This is a genomic window from Rhodococcus sp. G6(2025) (genome assembly GCF_058628105.1).
Map to the genome: position 1 here is coordinate 1,531,466 of NZ_CP179750.1, position 18,398 is coordinate 1,549,863.

Below are 18,398 nucleotides of genomic sequence, written 5' to 3' on the forward strand. Positions count from 1 at the left end.
CCGGGCCCGTGCGCCTTTTTGGTAGCCAGGACAACCAGAAAGGCGCACGGGCGCGAAGCGCCTACCCGCAGACGGCGCCGCCCGACGCGGAACCGACCAGCTTCGTGTACTTGGCCAGGACCCCGCGGGTGTAGCGCGGGGGCAGCGGCTCCCACCCGTTCTTGCGGCCGGCGAGTTCCTCTTCGTCGACGAGCAGTTCGAGGGTGCCCGTCCCGACGTCCAGCCGGATTTGGTCGCCGTCGCGGACGAACGCGATGGGACCACCGTCGACGGCCTCCGGTGCCACGTGGCCGACGCACAGGCCGGTGGTGCCGCCGGAGAATCGGCCGTCGGTGAGCAGGAGGACGTCCTTGCCCAGTCCGGCACCCTTGATCGCGCCGGTGATCGCGAGCATCTCGCGCATGCCGGGTCCGCCCTTGGGACCCTCGTAGCGGATGACCACGACGTCGCCGTTCGTGATGGTGCCGTCCTCGAGGGCGTCCATCGCGGCCCGTTCCCGTTCGAAGACGCGGGCGGTGCCGGTGAAGACGTCGGAGTCGAACCCGGCCGACTTCACCACCGCGCCGCCCGGGGCGAGGGACCCCTTGAGGATCGTGATCCCGCCGGTCGGGTGGATGGGCGAACTCATCGCGCGGAGCACCTTGCCGTCCGGGTCGGGAGGGGCGATTGCCGACAGGTTCTCGGCCATGGTCTTGCCGGTGACGGTGAGGCAGTCGCCGTGCAGCATCCCGGCGTCGAGCAGGGCCTTCATGATGACGGGGACGCCACCGATGTGGTCGACGTCCTTCATCACGTGCTTGCCGAACGGTTTGACGTCCGCGAGGTGCGGGACGCGGGCGCCGACGCGGGAGAAGTCGTCGAGGGTGAGTTCCACATCCGCTTCGCTCGCGATCGCCAGCAGGTGCAGGACGGCGTTGGTGGAACCGCCGAAGGCCATGACCACGGCGATGGCGTTCTCGAACGCCTCCTTGGTGAGGATGTCCCTGGCGGTGATGCCGCGGCGGAGCAGTTCGACGACGGCTTCACCGCTGCGCCTCGCGAATCCGTCGCGACGACGGTCGGTGGCGGGCGGGGAGGCGCTGCCGGGCAGTGACATGCCGAGCGCCTCGGCGGCGCTGGCCATCGTGTTCGCGGTGTACATTCCGCCGCACGCGCCCTCGCCGGGACAGATGGCACGTTCGATGGCGTCGACGTCCTCACGGCTCATCAGTCCGCGTGAACAGGCGCCGACTGCCTCGAACGCGTCGATGATGGTGACGTCGCGTTCGGTGCCGTCGGACAGTTTGGCGACACCCGGCAGGATCGAACCGGCGTAGAGGAACACGCTCGCGAGGTCGAGACGGGCCGCGGCCATCAGCATGCCGGGCAGGGACTTGTCGCAACCGGCGAGCAGCACCGACCCGTCGAGGCGTTCGGCCTGCATCACCGTTTCCACGCTGTCGGCGATCACCTCACGGGAGACGAGGGAGAAGTGCATGCCCTCGTGTCCCATCGAGATGCCGTCGGACACGGAGATGGTGCCGAACTCGAGGGGATATCCGCCTGCGGCGTGGACGCCGTCCTTGACGGCCTTCGCGAGCCGGTCGAGCGACAGGTTGCAGGGGGTGATCTCGTTCCAGGACGACGCCACGCCGATCTGGGATTTCCCCCAGTCGTCGTCGCCCATGCCCACCGCACGGAGCATTCCGCGCGCTGCGGTCTTCTCCAGTCCGTCGGTGACATCGCGGCTGCGGGGTTTGGGATCCGGGGTACTCATGTGTCCCAGCGTAGGCGGGACCCTCGGCGGCGGTTGGTTAAATGCGTTGCCGGGGATCGCGACCGGTCAGGGCGATCAGGCGGTCCTGCAGCGGCGCGTCGTCCGGAAGGTCGACGGGGTCGGCGAACAGTCCGCTCTCGGAGAGCATCTCGCGTTGGCCGTCGAGATCCGACCAGACGCCGGCGACGAGTTGCGGGTCGAGTGTGTCGTCGGATCCGGTGGCCTTGGCGAGGTCCCATGCGTGGATGGTGACGTCGGCGATCTGCTGCCGCAGATACGGCTCGAGTGGCACCGTCCCGTAGGACAGGTGGACCTTCGTCTGCGGGTCGGTCGACGACCACGCGTGGATGGCCGCGTCCGAATACCGCTGCCATTCCGAGCGCATGTCGCCGTGCAGCGGCTCGATGTCCGGGGTCGCTTCGCCGACCGTCTTCCCGGCAAGTAGTGGGGGAACCCACTGCTGTTCCTCGATGACGTGCCGCACCAGCTGGGTGACGTCCCATTCGCGGTCCGGGGTCGGCGCCGACCAGTCGGTGATCGCGGCGACCCGTGCACCGAACTCGCGGTGGGCGATGCGGGCGAGTTCGAACCAGTCGAATGCCATGCCTTCAGGGTAGAGGCAGCCGGGTCACGATCAGCGCGATTCCAAACGATGCACCTGTCGGGGTGCTCGGGAAGGATGGGGCGCATGACCAACATCCCCACCGTGCAGTTGTCCGAAGGCCTCACCGTCAGCGCGCAGGGCTACGGCGCCATGTCCGTCGCCCCCGTGTACGGCCCCGTCGATGCCGCGGAGGCGCTCGCGACCCTCCACCACGCCATCGACATCGGAGTGACGTTCATCGACACGGCCAACGTGTACGGAGACGGCGCGAGTGAGATCGCGGTGGGCACGGTGCTGAAGGAACGCCGCGACGAGGTGCAGCTGGCCACCAAGTTCGGTCTCGTCGGCAACATCGCGAACGGCCGGCGCAGCATCAACGGCAAGCCCGACTACGTGGCGCAGGCCCTCGACGAATCGCTGTCCCGGCTCGGCGTCGACACCGTCGATCTGTACTACCTGCACCGTGTCGACCCCGAGGTGCCCATCGAGGACACCGTCGGCGCGATCGCGGAACAGGTGAAGGCAGGCAAGGTCCGCAACATCGGACTGTCGGAGGCGACCGGCGACGAACTGCGTCGCGCGTCACAGGTGCACCCGATCGCCGCGATCCAGAGCGAGTGGAGCATCTGGAGTCGCGACGTCGAGAAGCACGTGGTTCCCGCGGCGGCCGAACTGGGCATCGGCTTCGTGCCGTACTCCCCGGTGGGCCGCGGCTTCCTCACCGGAACGTACGACCCGGCCACGCTGGGCGACAAGGATCTGCGCCGCCGGTTCCCGCGTTTCGGCGACGATGCGCTGCCCGCGAACCTCAAGGTGCTCGACGTCGTCCGCGAGGTCGCTGCCGAGCTCGACGCGACGCCCGCCCAGGTGTCGCTGGCGTGGCTGGACGCGAAGGGCCGCGAATTCGGGTTGCCGTCCGTGTCGATTCCCGGCACCCGGTTCGCGGCGCGCGTCACGGAGAACGCCGGCGCGCTCGCACTCACGCTGACCGAGGGGCAGATCGCGCGTCTGGACCTGCTCGCGGATCTCACCGTCGGCGAGCGCACGGCCGATCCGACCTGGGTGTCGCTGGGTCGCGAGTGACTTCACTCAGCGGGTAATGCCTGCTGGGGGGTAGTTTGATCTGCGATGAGCAGAGTGTGGTTGGTGTGGGGCGTCGGGGTTGTCGCTTATATCGTCGCCGTCCTGCACCGAACCTCGTTCGGTGTGTCGGGCCTCGCGGCGACGGAACGATTTTCGATCAGTCCGAGTGTGTTGTCGGGGTTCGTCGTACTCCAGATCGTGGTGTACGCGGGGATGCAGATCCCGGCCGGTGTGCTCCTCGACCGGTACGGGTCGCGGATCATGATTTCCGCGGGCGCCCTCATCATGGCCTCGGCGCAGATGCTCCTCGCGCTCACCGAATCGCTGCCGCTGGCGGTCGCCGCGCGCGTTCTCGTCGGCGTCGGCGACGCGATGACGTTCATCTCCGTGCTGCGCCTGGTGCCGCAGTGGTTCGCGCCGCGGCGGGTCCCGCTCGTGTCGCAGCTGACCGGAATCTTCGGTCAGATCGGTCAGATCCTGTCGGCGCTGCCGTTGATGCTGTTGCTGAACGGGCCGGGCTGGAGTTTCGCGTACGGCAGCGCGGCGTCGCTCGGTTTGCTGTCGTTCGTGCTCGCCGTCTCCGTCATCCGCAATGCGCCTCCCGGTCTGGAGGTGGTGGCCGCGCCCGCCGGACTGCGGGAGGTGGGTAGACAGATCCGCGCCGTGTGGGGCCGCCCCGGCACCCGGCTCGGGTTCTTCACGCACATGGGCACGCAGTTCTCGATGACCACGTTCGCCCTGCTGTGGGGTGTGCCGTACCTGAGGTCGGCGCAGGGGTTGTCGCCGGCGGAGGCCGGTTCGCTGCTGACGCTGTCGGTGATCTCGGCGATCGTGGCCGGGCCGATCATCGGCATCCTCAGCGGCCGCTTCCCGATGCGCCGCTCCTATCTGGTGCTGGCCATCATGATCAGCAACGCGGCGATCTGGACCGTCGTCCTGTCGCTGTCGGGTCCGGCGCCGATGTGGTTGCTGATCGTGCTGGTGATGGTGATCTCGGTGGGCGGCCCCGGTTCCATGATCGGCTTCGACTACGCCCGCATGTTCAATCCCAGCACCAGCATGGGAACGGCGCAGGGAATGGTCAACATCGGCGGCTTCCTGGCGTCGTTGCTGGTCATCCAGGCGATGGGTCTCATTCTCGACGCGATGGGCGGGTACTCGTTCGACGCGTTCCGGGTGGCCTGGCTCGTGCAGTACCCGGTCTGGATCGTGGCGATCACGGGTGTTCTGGTGACGCGGGGGAAGACGCGGAAGCAGATGGGGTTGGTGTTGCGGCCCATCCGTCAGGTGTGGCGGGAGCGGGGCGGTCGCTGAAAGGGCTAGTTACACTCTTACATGATATGTAACACTATAACGCATGAGCAATGAGCGATCGGAAGATCACGCCGTCCTGACGGCACCCCCGATGCAGTGGGACGCCTGGGGCGCGCCGGAAAAGCACAAGGTCCTCTCGGACGGCATCAAGGGACTGCTGCAGCAGGCCCTCGGCGTCACGATCAGGGAGCCCTCCGACCGGGCGGCCGACGACGTCGTTCTGGCTCCGAGCGCACTGTCCGACCAGCAGGTCGCCGCGCTCGCGGACATCGTCGGAGAACAGTTCTGCAGCACCGCGCACTCCGACCGGCTGCTGCGTTCCGGCGGCAAGAGCACGCTCGACCTGCTGCGCCGCCGCAGCACGGAACCGCAGAACGCACCCGACGCCGTGGTCACTCCCGGCACGGACGACGAGGTCGCCGACGTGCTCCGATACTGCGCCGACCACGGCATCGCCGTGGTGCCGTTCGGTGGCGGAACGAGCGTGGTCGGCGGGCTCGACCCCGTGCGCGACCGATTCGACGCCGTCGTCTCGCTGGACCTGCGCCGGTTCGACGCGCTCGTCGACCTCGACACCGACTCCGGCATCGCGACGCTGGGAGCGGGTGTGACGGGTCCGCTGGCCGAGGAACTGCTCGGCGCGCACGGCTTCTCGCTCGGGCACTTCCCGCAGAGCTTCATGTTCGCGACCATCGGCGGCTTCGCGGCCACCCGGTCGTCGGGGCAGGCGTCCGCGGGGTACGGGCGGTTCGAGGACATGGTGCAGGGACTGCGGGTGGTGACCCCCACCGGGACCCTCGACACGGGGCGCGCCCCGGCCTCCGCGGCGGGTCCGGACCTCGGCGAACTGTTCGTCGGGTCGGAGGGCACGCTCGGTGTCATCACCCGGGTGCGGGTGCGGGTGCACGCGATCCCCGACACCACCGTCCGGGAAGGGTGGAGTTTCCCCGACTTCGAGACGGGCGCGGCGGCTCTGCGGGCGCTGCGGCAGGAAGGTGCGGTCCCGACCGTGTTGCGACTGTCCGACGAGGCGGAGACGGCGGTGAACCTCGCGACCACCGACAAGATCGGTGAGGAGACCGTCACCGGCGGCTGCCTGGCGATCACGACGTTCGAGGGCACGGCCGAGCACACCGCGGAGCGGACGGCGGAGGCACGTGCCGTCCTGGTGGCGCACGGCGGCACGTCCCTGGGCGAGGGACCCGGAAACGGCTGGGAGCACGGCCGTTTCGACGCGCCGTACCTGCGCGACTCGCTGCTCGACGCCGGAGCGCTGTGTGAGACGCTGGAAACCGCGACCACCTGGGGCAACCTCGCTGCGCTCCGCACGGCCGTGACCACCGCGCTGACGGAGTCGCTGTCCGGGCAGGGCACCCCGCCGCTCGTCCTCTGTCACATCTCGCACACGTACCCGACCGGCGCCTCGCTGTACTTCACTGTCGTGTCCGCGCAGGCGGACGACCCGATCGAACAGTGGCGGAAGGCCAAGGCCGCCGCCGGGGATGCGATCGTCGCCGCCGGCGGCACCATCACGCACCACCACGCGGTCGGGGTCGACCACCGCCCGTGGATGCGGGACGAGATCGGCGACCTGGGCGTCGCGATCCTGCGGGCGGTCAAGGACACGGTCGACCCGGCGGGAATCCTCAACCCCGGCAAGCTGATTCCGTGAGCACCCAGCAGGTGATCGAGAAGGTCACCGTCCTCGTCAACCCCCTCGCCGGGCACGGTCACGCACCCGTCGCCGGCCGCAAGGGGGTGGCCCGCCTGCGTGAGCGCGGGGTCGCCGTCACCGAGATCATCGGGACGGACGCCGATCACGCGCGCATGCTGGCCCGCCGGGCGATCGACGACGGCACCGACGCGCTCGTCGTCGTCGGCGGGGACGGCGCCATCAGCATCGGGTTGCAGGCGGCGGCGCAGTCCGGGACACCGGTCGGACTGATCCCGGCCGGCACCGGCAACGACCACGCGCGCGAATTCGGTATCCCCGTCGGCGATCCCGTCGCCGCGGCCGACGTGATCGCCGACGGGGAGGTGCAGGAGTCCGACCTCGCCAGGATCACGCTCACAGACGGCGCGGTGGTGTGGGCGGGCACCATCGTCGCGAGCGGATTCGACTCGCTCGTCACGGACCGCGCCAACCGGATGTCCTGGCCGAAGGGTCCGATGCGGTACAACCTCGCGATGCTCGCCGAACTGACGCAGCTCCGCCCGCTGCACTACACCATCGAACTGGACGAGGAGACGTTCCAGGTGGACGCCACCCTCGTGGCGGTGGGCAACGGACGCTCCTACGGCGGCGGCATGCAGATCTGCCCGGGTGCCGACAAGACCGACGGCCTGCTCGACGTCACGGTCGTCGACTACGGTCGCCGGTCGAGGCTGGTCCGCTTGTTCCCCCGGGTCTACAAGGGCACACACGTGGATCTCCCCGATGTACAGACCTACCGTTCACGGACGGTGCGACTGCAGTGCGACGGCATCACGGCCTACGCGGACGGCGACCGGGTCGGCCCGCTGCCGGTCACCATCGAGGCGGTGCCGGACGCCCTGCGCATCCTCAGCCACACCCCGGCCTGAGCGGTCACAACCCGCGCAACCGGTCCATCTCGCGGCGTTCGCGTTTGGTGGGCCTGCCGGCGCCGCGGTCGCGCTGCGGTATCGACGCGAGGACTTCGCGCGGTGGGGGCGGCGGTGTGTTGTCGGTGTAGCACTCGACCGCCACCACCGCGCCGACCCGTTTGGTGATCGGCCGGACGACCTCGACGATGCGTTCGACACCCGCCGCGCGAATGCGGACCTCGTCACCGGCCTTGACCGCCTGCGCCGGTTTGGCGGTGGTGCCGTTGACCCGCACGTGCCCCGACCTGCAGGCGGCCGCCGCCGCGGAGCGTGTCTTGAACAGCCGGATCGCCCAGGTCCAGCTGTCGACCCGGACGCTCGCGGGATCGGTACCGGAAATCGCCACCCGACCAGGATACGAAAGGGTGCGACTCGATTGCTGATCGCGGGTGCCGCCTCGAGGTATCGGGCGCGGTCGTCCAGAACGCCGGGCGTGGGCTGACACGATAAACGGAGTGTGCTTTCCACTTCAGGTAGCATCGAGTTCATGGTGAAGCCGGGGTCGAAAGAGGCACGGGATGCGTGCAGGCAGGCGTTGCGCACCGACGCCGAGCGCAACCGCTCGCGCGTCGTCGATGCGGCGCAGGAGGTGTTCGCCGAGCAAGGGTTGACGGCCTCCATGGCCGAGGTCGCCCGGCGAGCCGGGGTCGGCATCGCGACGTTGTATCGCCGTTTCCCCACCAGGGAGGATCTGATCACCGATGTCTTCGCCGACAAGATGAGCGCCTACGTCGACGCCATCGACGAGGCCGCGGCCGACCCCGATCCGTGGAACGGTTTCTGCGCCTACGTCGAGCGGGTGTGCGCCATGCAGGCGGAGGATCGCGGCTTCACTCACGTGCTCACCATGACGTTCCCCACCGCAAGCGAATTCGAGGCGAAGCGGGCCGAGGCCTACCGCGGCTTCGAGCGGCTGATCGAACGCGCCAAGGAGACGGGTCGGCTGCGCGCGGACTTCTCCTCCCAGGACCTGGTGTTGCTTCTGATGGCGAACGCGGGGGTGGTCGAGGCGACGGGCGCCGCGGCCCCTGATGCCTGGCGTCGTCTCATGGGCTACATGCTCCAGGCGTTCTCGGCTGTCGGCGCCGCACCGCTGCCGCCTGCACCCACTCCGTCGGCGATGCACGAGGCAATGGTGGGGGTGACGTGTGGAGCAGCGAACGGCCGATGACGTGACCGGACTGCTGAGTCTCCGAAGCTCCGACGGGGGACGGGATCTCACCCGATTCCTGATGTCGTACAAATTCGGCATCGACGAGATGATGACCAAGATCAACATCTTGAAGGACGAGTTCACCTACATTCACGAGTACACCCCGATCGAGCACGTGAAGTCGAGGCTGAAGTCGGCCGACAGCGTGCTGGGCAAGGCTGCCCGCAAAGGTATTCCGCTCACTCTCGACTCCATCCGCGACAACATCCACGACATCGCCGGAATCCGGATCACCTGCAGCTTCATTCAGGACGCGTACCGGATCAGCGACCTGTTGACGGGCCAGCAGGACATCACCCTCATCGAGGTCAAGGATTACATCGCCGAACCCAAACCCAACGGATACCGGAGCCTGCATCTGATCGTCGAGGTTCCGGTGTTCATGTCCGACCGCGTCGAATCGGTGCGGGTGGAGATCCAGATCCGTACGGTGGCCATGGATTTCTGGGCAAGCCTCGAGCACAAGATCTTCTACAAGTACGACAAGGCGGTCCCGGCCGCGCTGCTGGACGAGTTGAAGGATGCTGCCGACGTGGCCCGCAATCTCGACGTCAAGATGGAGGCCCTCCACGACGAGGTGCGCGAACACGGGGCAGCGCTACACGTCATCGCTTCGGTGGAGTAGGGCTCGACCGGGCGATTGCCGGTTGCACTGCCGGACCGGTGACGTCGCAATGTGGTTTGCATGCAACCGAATCCGGGACGGGACCAAGCGGGGTGGGAGCGGGCGGGGCGGGCGCCCGGATCAGGGCTGCGGCGATGGTCGCCCCGACCAGGAGCAGTGCGATGCAGATGTACATCGCGATGCGGAAGCCGTGCGAGAAGCTGGTGGGGTCGATCATGCTTTCGGCGTCGATCCCGGCGATCCCGGGGAGCGCGGCCACCGCCAGTAGCTGGCTGGTGCGCGCGACGGCGTTGTTCACTCCGGAGGCGATGCCGGACTGGTCCACCGGGACGGACCCGAGCACGGCGGCGGTCAGCGGCGCAACCATGGCGGACAGTCCGAGGCCGAAGACGACGACGCCGGGGAGCACGACCGTCCAATAGTTCGCACCCGGCCCGATCCGGGTCATCAACAGCAGGCCGACCGCTGCGAGTGCGGGCCCGACGGTCATCGGCAACCTGGGGCCGTGGGTCTGGGCGTAGCTGCCGGCGCGGGAGGAGAACGCCAGCATCGCCAGCGTGATCGGGATGGTGGCGACTCCGGCTTCGATCGGCGAGTATCCGGCCACCAACTGCAACTGCAGGACCAGCAGGAAGAAGACGCCGCCGAGTGCGGCGTACACGGCGAGCGTCACCAGGTTCGCCGCCACGAACATGCGCGACGCGAACAGGCTCGGCGGCACCAGCGCGTTCGGTGAGCGCCGTTCCACCACGATGAACGCGATCAGCGCGACTGTCCCGACCACCCCGGCGATCAGGTTCATCTCGATCAGACCGTAGGTGAGCGCGCCGAGGCCGATCACTGCGCACGCCGACCCGAGCACGTCGAGATGATCGGGCGGATGCGGGTCGCGGCTCTCGGGGACGTGCCGCATCGATGCCCACACGACGACGGCGGCGAGCGGAAGATTGAGCAGGAACACCGACCGCCAGCCGGCCACCTCCACCAGCCAGCCACCCAGTAGCGGTCCGATCGCCCCGGCCACCCCGCCGAGGCCCGACCACAGTCCGATCGCGGCGCCCCGGTCGTCTTCGTGGATCGACGCCGAGATCAGCGCGAGGCTGCCGGGGGTCAGCATCGCGGCCCCGACACCCTGCAGGATCCGCGCGATCACGAGCATCGTGATGTCGGGTGCGATGCCGCACAACAGTGACGCCGCCGCGAACCAGACCGTCCCCCAGACGAAGACGCGGCGCCTGCCCCAGCGATCCCCGAGCGCCCCGCCCAGCAGGATCAGCGACGCCAGGGCGAGGGTGTAGCCGCTCAAGACCCACTGCATTCCCGCGACATCCGACCCGAGGTCCTCGCCGATGTGCGGCAGGGCGATGTTCACCACCGTGCCGTCAAGTAGCGCGAGGCTCGAGCCGAGAACGGTGGCGGTGACCACCCACCGTCCCTGGCGGGTGCTCAGGCGCAGCACTGTCTCGGTCATCTCCCCATGGTGCGCCGCCGTCCAGGCAGCGGGGTGCTCGTTGCGATTTCTCGCGCCGGCTTCGGCATACTCGAGCACGTGTACATCGAAGTCGACGACCTGTCCCGCGAGGCCGTGCACGGTCTTCTGGCCGAGCACCTGGCGGACATGCGTGCGACGTCGCCGCCCGACAGTGTTCACGCCCTCGATCTGCCCGGTTTGCGGGACCCGTCGGTCACCGTGTGGACGCTGTGGGGCGAGGAGACCGTGCTGGGAACCGTGGCTCTGCGTGAGCTCTCGCCGGCCGAAGGCGAGATCAAGTCGATGCGGACTGCCGCGGAGGCGCGCGGGCGGGGTGTGGCCACCCGGCTCCTCGCGCACCTCGTCGACGAGGCGCGGGCACGCGGGTACGTCCGGCTCAGCCTCGAGACCGGCGTCGAGGATTTCTTCGCCCCGGCGAGGCGTCTGTACACCGAGCACGGCTTCACCGAATGTCCCCCGTTCGGGGACTACGGCAACGATCCGAACAGCATCTTCTTCACACTCTCCCTGTGACGGCCCTGTCCGTGCGACACTTTCCGCCACGCACCTCGATATACGGAGAACTCATGGACATCATGCGCAAGGTCGCAGTCGGGGCCGTCGCGGTGGCCGGCCTGTCTTTCTTCGCCGCGGGGACGGCCGCGGCAGACCCGGTGCCGGCCCCCATGCCGCCGCCGCTACCCGCGCCGATGCCGGTCCCGTTGCCTGCCGGGACATACCTCGGCACCACCAACGTTCTCGGTGGCGACCTGATCTGGAAGGGCAAGACGTTCGGGCCCGGGTGGGTCATGGACAACTTCGGGGTGTTCTTTCCGTACATCTTCGGCATGACCACCCCGGAAGCGGGCGGTTCCCTCGTCACCGACTACAGCCCCTCCGGGCTTCCCTTCCTGACCGACCGGATCACCCCGAGGCCCGACGGCACCTACGAGGGCACCGTCTACATCAACGGCAACCCGGTGGCGGGGTACGCCCTCCACAAGTAGGCAACCGGCAAGGTTCTACACCTTCGACGGCGCAAGCGGTTCGGGAATCGAGTCCGGCGCCGTGAGGTTGGCGCGACGGGTGGGAATGACCAGCGTGATGGCCGCGGCGACGAGTGCGACACCGCAACCGATCAACAGGCCGGTTCGGAAGCCGCCCTCGGTGGGCAGGGTGTGGCCGGCGACCTGGACGCTCATCTGGGCGAGGACCACTCCGACGACGGCCGCGGACACCGCGGTACCGACCGAGCGCATCAGAGAATTGACGCTGTTGGCGGAGGCGGTCGCGGACTGCGGCACGGCGCTCATCACCAGGGCGGGCATTGCGCCGTAAGCCAGACCGACACCCGAGCCGCAGATGCAGGTCACCACGACCAGGCCCCACGTCGACCCCATCAGGAACATCGACGATCCGTAGCCGAGCGCGATGACGAGGCTTCCGACGAGCAGGGTGACCTTCGGTCCGCGGGTGGACGACAGCTTGGCGCCGAAGGGGGAGACCGCCATCATCATCAGACCCGAGGGGGCCATCCACAGGCCCATGGCCAGCATCGACTGTCCCAGGCCGTATCCCGTCGACGCCGGCAACTGCAGGAGCTGCGGAACGATCAGGGACTGGGCGTACATGGCGAAGCCGACGACGACGGACGCGGCGTTGGTCAGCAGCACCTGACGGCCGGCGATCACCCGCAGGTCGACCAGCGGTTCGGGTGTGCGGAGTTCCCACCAGCCCCAGGCCGTCAACGCGATGACCGTGGTCGCGAACAGACCGAGGGTGGTGCTGCTCGCCCAGCCCCAGTCGGCGCCCTTGGACACCGCCAGCAGCAGGGACACCAGTCCGACACCCAGTCCGACTGCCCCGATGGGATCGAAGCGGGCCTTGGGCCCGTGGACGGGCGTGGCAGGCACGAAGAACCAGAGCAGCACGGCGATCAGCGCGCTGAGCCCGGCGGCGCCCCAGAACAGCACGCGCCAGCTCGCATTCTCCGCGACCGTTGCGGCGAGCGGCAGACCGAGGGCGCCGCCGATGCCCATGGACGAGCTCATCAAGGCGATGGAGGAGTGCAGGCGCTCGGGCGGCAGCAGGTCCCGCAGTGCGCTGATTCCCAGCGGAATCATGCCCACACCGATGCCCTGCAGCCCTCGGCCGATCACCATCGGGGCCAGGGACGTCGCGAGCGCACAGACCACCGAGCCCAGGACGAGCGGCACCGTGCAGATCAGCATCATCCGCCGCTTGCCGTACAGGTCGCCGAGACGTCCGGTGACCGGTGTCGCCACGGCGCCGGCGAGCAGCGTCGCGGTGATCACCCAGGACGCGTTGGAGGCGGTCGTGTCGAGCAGTCGGGGGAGGTCGCCGATCAGCGGCACCACGAGGGTCTGCATGAGCGCGGCGACGATGCCGGTGAAGGCCAGCACGGCGACGAGGCCGCCCGGTCGGACGGCGGGCATCGGACTGTCCACACGAATCTCCTCAACTGAGCGAAACACAATTTGTGCACCATACACAGCGTATGCATGGTGCACAACGTATGTATCGTGCAATGAGGCTTAGGAGGCGCGTTTTCCGAGGTAGGCGGCGGCGAGTCCGCACGCGACCACGGCAACCACCGACAGTCCGGTCGATGTCCACGCCCACGAGTCCGGCCCCGGCGCGCTCTCGGATCCGACGAGCGGCGTGTACGCCGTCCACCCGTAGTCGGCGATCAGCGGGACGGCCAGCGCGGCCGGGGCCGCCAGCGACATCGCGGTGACCGATTCGCTCGACGGCAGACTCGACGCGACCGTGTACGAGGCCGCGAGAGGAAGGAGAAGCCACGTCGCACCGACGTGCAGGTTGTCCCACGGTGGGTGCTCGAACAGCGCCGACGCGGCCACGACTGCGAGTGCCGCGATGCCGGACACCGGGTGAGGGAAACGCCTCCCGAGCACGGCACCCGTCAGCGCGAGCGTCGCCGGCACCAGCAGCCACGGCCAGGAGTCCGGGAACGCCGCCACGCCGATGTCCCCCGCGGCGACGAACGCCATAGCGGCAAGCAACACGATCCCGGTGCGGCCCTCCAACCACAGCGAGGCGGCGATCACCACCACGACGAGGACGAGTCCGAACATCCACCGGCCCTGCATCGCACCGTCGGCGCCCACATTCCAGACACGACGAACGAACCACCAGTACAGCACCAGCCCGATCAGCGGCAGAACGATCCCGGTGACGAGGGCGCGCCCGCTCACCGCGACCTCCGTCCGCTCACCGAGGTCGCCGGACGCGAGCGTGACGGCCAGAACCACGGCCGTGAGCGCGAGGAGGGCCAGCGTCACCGGCTCGAACAAGGGTTCCGGAAGGTAGTCCGCGTAGCGCCGGGGAAAAGACGTCCGGAAGTGGTCGATCGGGCCGGCGAGGAGGAGCCCGGTGAGCACCCCCGCCGCGAGTGCGGTCTGCAACCATGCCCGGTCGGCGGTGGCGCACAGTCCGACGAGACCGCCGAGGAGCAGGCCCGCACCGGCTCCGCCGAGGTACATCTCGAGGTCCCACGGCCCCGTCACCGGAGCGACACCCAGCAGCGCCAGGCCGGCGAACGACAGCGTCGACAGGATTCGGCGGGCACGAACCAGCGCTGCCACCAGGACGGCGACGATCGCGGCGAGGAAGGCGCCTGCGGCCGGACCGACATACAGCGCGCCCAGGCGGTTGCCGTCGACCACGAACGCGAACTCACTGGACGTGGTGGACGTCAACGCAATTCCCGCGACGAACCCGCCCAGCAGCAGGCACACGTGCGAGATCCTGAATGTCATCCCCTGAGCATCGCGTAAGGGCACCGGCCTTGAAGTGACCGACGCGCAGGAGAAGGCTGGAGGTCGTCGCTGTGCCGTCGGCAGAGAAGGGGTGGTCCGCTTGGTCATCGACAACGACGTCTACAACCGTGTGGGGGAGTCGTGGTGGGAGGAGGACAACCCACTCAACCTGCTGCACGGAAGCCTGACGCCGGGACGATTCGCCTACTTCCGTAAGGTGCTCGGCGAGACGGTCGGTCGTGACCATCGCGGACTCCGCGCCCTCGACATCGGGTCGGGCGGCGGGTTCCTCGCGGAGGAGTTCACCCGCATCGGTTTCCGGGTGACGGGCATCGATCCGTCCCCGGTGTCGGTCGACACCGCACGGCGTCACGCCGCCGACTCGGCCCTCGACATCGAGTACCGCATCGGGTCGGGCGAACAGTTGCCGGTGCCGGATGCCGCGTTCGACGTCGTCTACTGCTGCGACGTCCTCGAGCACGTGTCGGATCTCGACGGAGTGATCGCCGAAACGTCCCGTGCGCTGAAACCCGGCGGCCTGTACCTGTTCGACACCATCAACCGCACATTCGCCAGCAAGCTCGTCGCGATCAAGATCATGCAGGAGTGGCGGATGACCCGGATGTTCGACACCCCCATCCACGACTGGTCGATGTGTATCCGTCCGGCGGAACTGGCACCGATCATGGAGCGGCACGGTCTGCGGCTCGGCGAGATCGTCGGGCTCGGGCCGCGGTCGAAGAATCCTCTCCGGCTCCTCGACCTCGCCCGGGCGGGCGGAACACGGCTCAGCTACGGGGAGTTGAGTCGCCGGCTCGACTTCGGGCAGATCCGGAGCACGGCCATCTCCTACATGGGATTTGCGGTCAAGAACGGCGAAAGCCCGCCGCGACGACGCGACGGGCTTCCGGACGGGCGTGACTAGCTGTAGTCGTAGAAGCCCTTACCGCTCTTCTTGCCGAGCTGTCCGGCGTCCACCTTGCGCTTGAGCAGCGTCGGGGGAGCGTAGTGCGGCTCGGCGAATTCCGCGTACAGCGACTCCGCCGCGGCGAGGGTGATGTCGAGGCCGACGGTGTCGATCAGCGTCAGCGGGCCCATCGGGTAGCCGCAGCCGCCCTTCATGGCCTCGTCGATGTCCTCGGCGGTCGCGTAACCCGACTCGAGCATCCGGACCGCCGACGTGAGGTACGGGATGAGCAGCGCGTTCACGATGAAGCCCGCGCGGTCACCGGCCCGCACCGTCTTCTTGCGCAGCGTGTTCTTCGCGTAGTCGGTGACCGCGAGGACGGTCTCCTCCGACGTGACCAGGCTGACCACGATCTCGACCAGCGGCATCACCGGCACCGGGTTGAAGAAGTGGACGCCCACGACCTGCCCGGGACGCTGCGTGGCGTTGGCCATCTTGATCAGCGGGATGGACGACGTGTTGGACGCCAAGATGCCCGACGGCTTCACGATCTTGTCGAGCTTCTGGAAGATGTCGACCTTGAGCGCCTCGATCTCCGGTGCCGCCTCGATCACGAGGTCGCGGTCCGCGAACTCCTCGATGTCGAGGGTGACCCGCACGCGGGCGAGCGCGGCATCCGCGGCGTCCTGGTCGAGCTTGCCCGCCTTGACCCCGCGAGCCAGGGACTTCTCGATCCGGGCCTGCGCGGCCTCGGCGAATTCCGGCTTGGTCTCGAGGATGAGAACCGAGCTACCGGCCTTGATACATACCTCGGCGATGCCGGCACCCATGGTGCCGCCGCCGATCACGCCTACTAGTTCCACAAATTCTCCTCACGTAGCCGTGCGCCTTTTTGGTAGCGGGAGCTACCAAAAAGGCGCACGGGCGGCGTAGCCGCCTACTTCAACAGTGCACGCGACATCACGACGCGCTGGATCTGGTTCGTGCCTTCGTAGATCTGAGTGATCTTCGCATCACGCATCATCCGCTCGACAGGGAAGTCGGTGGTGTAGCCGGCGCCACCGAACAGCTGGACGGCGTCGGTGGTGACCTCCATCGCGACGTCGGAGGCGAAGCACTTGGCGGCAGCGGAGATGAAACCGAGGTTCTTCTCGCCGCGCTCGGCGCGGGCCGCGGAGGTGTAGACCATGAGGCGGGCGGCCTCGACCTTCATCGCCATGTCGGCGAGCATGAACTGCACGGCCTGGAAGTCGCTGATCGACTTGCCGAACTGCTTGCGGTCCTTGGTGTAGGCGAGAGCGGCGTCGAGGGCACCCTGCGCGAGGCCGACGGCCTGCGCGCCGATGGTGGGACGGGTGTGGTCGAGGGTCTGCAGCGCCGTCTTGAAACCGGTGCCGGGCTCGCCGATGATGCGGTCGCCGGGGATCTTGCAGTTCTCGAAGTAGAGCTCCGCGGTGGGCGAACCCTTGATGCCGAGCTTCTTCTCCTTCGGTCCGACGACGAAGCCTTCGTCGTTCTCGTGGACCATGAACGCGGAGATGCCGTTGGCGCCCTTGTCGGCGTCGGTGACGGCCATGACGGTGTACCAGCTGGACTTGCCACCGTTGGTGATCCAGCACTTGGAGCCGTTGAGGATCCAGTCGTCGCCGTCCGCCTTGGCGCGGGTGCGCATGCTGGCGGCGTCCGAACCGGCCTCACGCTCGGACAGTGCGTAGGACGCCATGGCCTCGCCGGACGCGAGCTGCGGCAGGACCTGCTGCTTGAGTTCTTCGGACCCGTTGAGGATGAGGCCCATGGTGCCGAGCTTGTTGACGGCGGGGATCAGGGAGGAGGAGCCGCAGACGCGGGCGACCTCTTCGATGACGATGCAGGTGGCGACGGAGTCGGCGCCCTGGCCGTCGTATTCCTCGGGGACGTGGATGGCGTTGAACCCGGAGTTCACGAGGGCGACGCGGGCCTCTTCGGGGAAGCGTGCGTCCTCGTCGACCTGCTTCGCGTAGGGGGCGATCTCCTTCTCGGAGAGCGCGCGGATCGCGGACCGCAGTTCGTCGTGCTCTTCACCGAGCTTGAACAGATCGAAGTCCGGATTTCCGGCCATGGGGCGCTCCTTGCTGAGTCTCGACGGCACCGAGTCTGAATAGGCACTCCGTGCCAGGGTCATTGTCGTTCAGGCGGGCCGCAATGTTCGTGGTCGGCAAACTACTGCCACTACAGTGCAGTCAACCACGGCACTGAGTGCCAGTCAAGGGTGGTTGTCGTCACCCGGCCGCCTCAGCCCCGGCGCCGGGACAGCTGGGCCTGGATACGCCCGGTGATCTCGTCCACCGGCGTTCCCGGCGGGTACGACACCACCAGCACGGCGTCCTGTTCCTGCGTCGATGCCCCCGGAGCGACGCCGAACGTCCGGCGCACGTCGAGGAGGGCCCGCTCGAGTTCCTCGGCGGTGGCGTCGGGGTCGCCCTTGATCATGTTCCGAAGCAGGAAGTTGTGGCACGCGGTGACAGCGGCCGCGAATCCGATGACCTTCAGGGCCGGCTCGGTGGGTACGACGCCGCGCAGGTAGTCCACGAACAACCGCTCGTAGCGAAAACCGGTGACGATCTCCCGGTCGCGCAGGGCGGGCACCCGCTGCACCACCTGGTACCGGCGAGCCGACAGCTCCCGGTTCTCGCGAAACCTGTCGAAGACCAGGCCTGCCGTCCTGCAGACCGCCGCCCACGGGTCGTCGGAATCCGTGGACAGATAATCGCCTGCCTGCTGCAACAGCGATTCGTGATCGGCGAAGATCACGTCCTCCTTGGAGCGGAACTGGCGGAAGAACGTCCGCCGGGACACGCCCGCCGCGGACGCGATCTGCTCGACGGTCGTCGCCTCGTACCCGTTCTCGGAGAACAGCCGGATGGCCTGCGCCACGACGTGGACGCGGAAGTCCGCGGGATCGATGCCGGGTGTGTCGACGCGCTCGGTCATGGGGCCCAGTATCCATTGGCGGCTTTTGTC

General features: G+C 68.2%; 18 protein-coding genes. 9 read left to right on the forward strand and 9 right to left on the reverse strand.

Features of this window, described 5'->3' with window-relative positions; all coding sequences use genetic code 11:
• Positions 1 to 61: 61 nt before the first annotated feature.
• Together ilvD and ACLIVD_RS07275 are read right to left on the reverse strand one after the other, a co-directional pair.
• Positions 62 to 1,756: a dihydroxy-acid dehydratase gene (ilvD, locus tag ACLIVD_RS07270; RefSeq protein WP_065489475.1), complete on the reverse strand. Its 1,695-nt coding sequence runs from the start codon at positions 1,754 to 1,756 to the stop codon at positions 62 to 64.
• A 37-nt stretch (positions 1,757 to 1,793) separates the two neighbouring features.
• Positions 1,794 to 2,360 carry a TIGR03086 family metal-binding protein gene (locus ACLIVD_RS07275; protein ID WP_283330810.1) on the reverse strand — a complete coding sequence of 189 codons (567 nt, stop codon included), beginning with the start codon at positions 2,358 to 2,360 and terminating at the stop codon, positions 1,794 to 1,796.
• 84 nt (positions 2,361 to 2,444) lie between these two features.
• Here ACLIVD_RS07275 and ACLIVD_RS07280 point away from each other — a divergent pair, with 84 nt between their 5' ends.
• The 4 genes from ACLIVD_RS07280 to ACLIVD_RS07295 all read left to right on the forward strand — a co-directional run bounded on the left by ACLIVD_RS07280 (position 2,445) and on the right by ACLIVD_RS07295 (position 7,340).
• Complete coding sequence (locus ACLIVD_RS07280) at positions 2,445 to 3,443, forward strand: aldo/keto reductase (RefSeq protein WP_105414220.1); 999 nt, start codon at positions 2,445 to 2,447, stop codon at positions 3,441 to 3,443.
• A gap of 45 nt (positions 3,444 to 3,488) precedes the next feature.
• Positions 3,489 to 4,757, forward strand: coding sequence for an MFS transporter (locus ACLIVD_RS07285; protein WP_317570974.1), 1,269 nt, complete (start codon positions 3,489 to 3,491; stop codon positions 4,755 to 4,757).
• 91 nt (positions 4,758 to 4,848) lie between these two features.
• A complete protein-coding gene (locus tag ACLIVD_RS07290; RefSeq protein WP_317570982.1) occupies positions 4,849 to 6,429 on the forward strand; it encodes an FAD-binding oxidoreductase in 1,581 nt (526 codons plus the stop codon).
• Positions 6,426 to 7,340, forward strand: coding sequence for a diacylglycerol kinase (locus tag ACLIVD_RS07295; RefSeq protein ID WP_280778510.1), 915 nt, complete (start codon positions 6,426 to 6,428; stop codon positions 7,338 to 7,340). Before ACLIVD_RS07290 ends, ACLIVD_RS07295 begins: the two co-directional genes overlap by 4 nt.
• A 4-nt stretch (positions 7,341 to 7,344) precedes the next feature.
• Here ACLIVD_RS07295 and ACLIVD_RS07300 read toward each other — a convergent pair whose 3' ends face one another.
• Entirely contained in the window at positions 7,345 to 7,728 is a 384-nt protein-coding gene (locus tag ACLIVD_RS07300) for an RNA-binding S4 domain-containing protein (protein WP_280778509.1), read from the reverse strand.
• A gap of 141 nt (positions 7,729 to 7,869) precedes the next feature.
• Between ACLIVD_RS07300 and ACLIVD_RS07305 the strand changes: the two genes are divergently transcribed.
• Both ACLIVD_RS07305 and ACLIVD_RS07310 read left to right on the forward strand, forming a co-directional pair.
• A complete protein-coding gene (locus tag ACLIVD_RS07305) occupies positions 7,870 to 8,553 on the forward strand; it encodes a TetR/AcrR family transcriptional regulator (RefSeq protein WP_283330813.1) in 684 nt (227 codons plus the stop codon).
• Positions 8,531 to 9,220 carry a GTP pyrophosphokinase gene (locus tag ACLIVD_RS07310; protein ID WP_005255930.1) on the forward strand — a complete coding sequence of 230 codons (690 nt, stop codon included), beginning with the start codon at positions 8,531 to 8,533 and terminating at the stop codon, positions 9,218 to 9,220. The genes ACLIVD_RS07305 and ACLIVD_RS07310 overlap by 23 nt, the downstream gene beginning before the upstream one ends.
• On the opposite strand, the gene ACLIVD_RS07315 is transcribed toward ACLIVD_RS07310, so the two are convergent.
• A complete protein-coding gene (locus ACLIVD_RS07315) occupies positions 9,201 to 10,691 on the reverse strand; it encodes an MFS transporter (protein WP_317570975.1) in 1,491 nt (496 codons plus the stop codon). The two genes, ACLIVD_RS07310 and ACLIVD_RS07315, sit on opposite strands and share 20 nt — an antisense overlap.
• 6 nt (positions 10,692 to 10,697) lie before the next feature.
• On the opposite strand from ACLIVD_RS07315, the gene ACLIVD_RS07320 reads away from it, so the two are divergent.
• Positions 10,698 to 11,225, forward strand: coding sequence for a GNAT family N-acetyltransferase (locus ACLIVD_RS07320; RefSeq protein ID WP_283351568.1), 528 nt, complete (start codon positions 10,698 to 10,700; stop codon positions 11,223 to 11,225).
• Between the two features lie 53 nt (positions 11,226 to 11,278).
• Positions 11,279 to 11,698, forward strand: coding sequence for a hypothetical protein (locus ACLIVD_RS07325; RefSeq protein ID WP_317570976.1), 420 nt, complete (start codon positions 11,279 to 11,281; stop codon positions 11,696 to 11,698).
• Between the two features lie 15 nt (positions 11,699 to 11,713).
• Here the strand turns inward: ACLIVD_RS07325 and ACLIVD_RS07330 are convergent, their stop codons facing one another.
• Both ACLIVD_RS07330 and ACLIVD_RS07335 read right to left on the reverse strand, forming a co-directional pair.
• On the reverse strand, positions 11,714 to 13,159 hold the full coding sequence (locus ACLIVD_RS07330; protein ID WP_317570977.1) for an MFS transporter: 1,446 nt from the start codon (positions 13,157 to 13,159) through the stop codon (positions 11,714 to 11,716).
• Positions 13,160 to 13,246: 87 nt separating this feature from the next.
• Positions 13,247 to 14,491, reverse strand: coding sequence for a hypothetical protein (locus ACLIVD_RS07335; protein WP_491932191.1), 1,245 nt, complete (start codon positions 14,489 to 14,491; stop codon positions 13,247 to 13,249).
• A 91-nt stretch (positions 14,492 to 14,582) separates the two neighbouring features.
• On the opposite strand from ACLIVD_RS07335, the gene ubiG reads away from it, so the two are divergent.
• A complete protein-coding gene (gene ubiG / locus ACLIVD_RS07340) occupies positions 14,583 to 15,416 on the forward strand; it encodes a bifunctional 2-polyprenyl-6-hydroxyphenol methylase/3-demethylubiquinol 3-O-methyltransferase UbiG (RefSeq protein WP_477953438.1) in 834 nt (277 codons plus the stop codon).
• Here the strand turns inward: ubiG and ACLIVD_RS07345 are convergent.
• From ACLIVD_RS07345 to ACLIVD_RS07355, 3 genes are all read right to left on the reverse strand, one after another.
• The gene (locus tag ACLIVD_RS07345; protein ID WP_105422728.1) at positions 15,413 to 16,261 is read right to left on the reverse strand and encodes a 3-hydroxybutyryl-CoA dehydrogenase; all 849 of its coding nucleotides are present in this window, start codon (positions 16,259 to 16,261) and stop codon (positions 15,413 to 15,415) included. The two genes, ubiG and ACLIVD_RS07345, sit on opposite strands and share 4 nt — an antisense overlap.
• Positions 16,262 to 16,335: 74 nt before the next feature.
• On the reverse strand, positions 16,336 to 17,496 hold the full coding sequence (locus ACLIVD_RS07350) for an acyl-CoA dehydrogenase (RefSeq protein ID WP_009478133.1): 1,161 nt from the start codon (positions 17,494 to 17,496) through the stop codon (positions 16,336 to 16,338).
• A 173-nt stretch (positions 17,497 to 17,669) separates the two neighbouring features.
• The gene (locus ACLIVD_RS07355) at positions 17,670 to 18,368 is read right to left on the reverse strand and encodes a TetR family transcriptional regulator (RefSeq protein WP_283351573.1); all 699 of its coding nucleotides are present in this window, start codon (positions 18,366 to 18,368) and stop codon (positions 17,670 to 17,672) included.
• Positions 18,369 to 18,398 lie beyond the last annotated feature (30 nt).

Coding starts and splice junctions, on each gene's coding strand:
- ilvD (WP_065489475.1), bottom strand. CDS start 1,756: ATGAGTACCCCGGATCCCAAACCCCGCAGCCGCGATGTCACCGACGGA.
- ACLIVD_RS07275 (WP_283330810.1), bottom strand. CDS start 2,360: ATGGCATTCGACTGGTTCGAACTCGCCCGCATCGCCCACCGCGAGTTC.
- ACLIVD_RS07280 (WP_105414220.1), top strand. CDS start 2,445: ATGACCAACATCCCCACCGTGCAGTTGTCCGAAGGCCTCACCGTCAGC.
- ACLIVD_RS07285 (WP_317570974.1), top strand. CDS start 3,489: ATGAGCAGAGTGTGGTTGGTGTGGGGCGTCGGGGTTGTCGCTTATATC.
- ACLIVD_RS07290 (WP_317570982.1), top strand. CDS start 4,849: ATGCAGTGGGACGCCTGGGGCGCGCCGGAAAAGCACAAGGTCCTCTCG.
- ACLIVD_RS07305 (WP_283330813.1), top strand. CDS start 7,870: ATGGTGAAGCCGGGGTCGAAAGAGGCACGGGATGCGTGCAGGCAGGCG.
- ACLIVD_RS07315 (WP_317570975.1), bottom strand. CDS start 10,691: ATGACCGAGACAGTGCTGCGCCTGAGCACCCGCCAGGGACGGTGGGTG.
- ACLIVD_RS07320 (WP_283351568.1), top strand. CDS start 10,698: ATGGTGCGCCGCCGTCCAGGCAGCGGGGTGCTCGTTGCGATTTCTCGC.
- ACLIVD_RS07325 (WP_317570976.1), top strand. CDS start 11,279: ATGGACATCATGCGCAAGGTCGCAGTCGGGGCCGTCGCGGTGGCCGGC.
- ACLIVD_RS07335 (WP_491932191.1), bottom strand. CDS start 14,491: ATGACATTCAGGATCTCGCACGTGTGCCTGCTGCTGGGCGGGTTCGTC.
- ACLIVD_RS07350 (WP_009478133.1), bottom strand. CDS start 17,496: ATGGCCGGAAATCCGGACTTCGATCTGTTCAAGCTCGGTGAAGAGCAC.
- ACLIVD_RS07355 (WP_283351573.1), bottom strand. CDS start 18,368: ATGACCGAGCGCGTCGACACACCCGGCATCGATCCCGCGGACTTCCGC.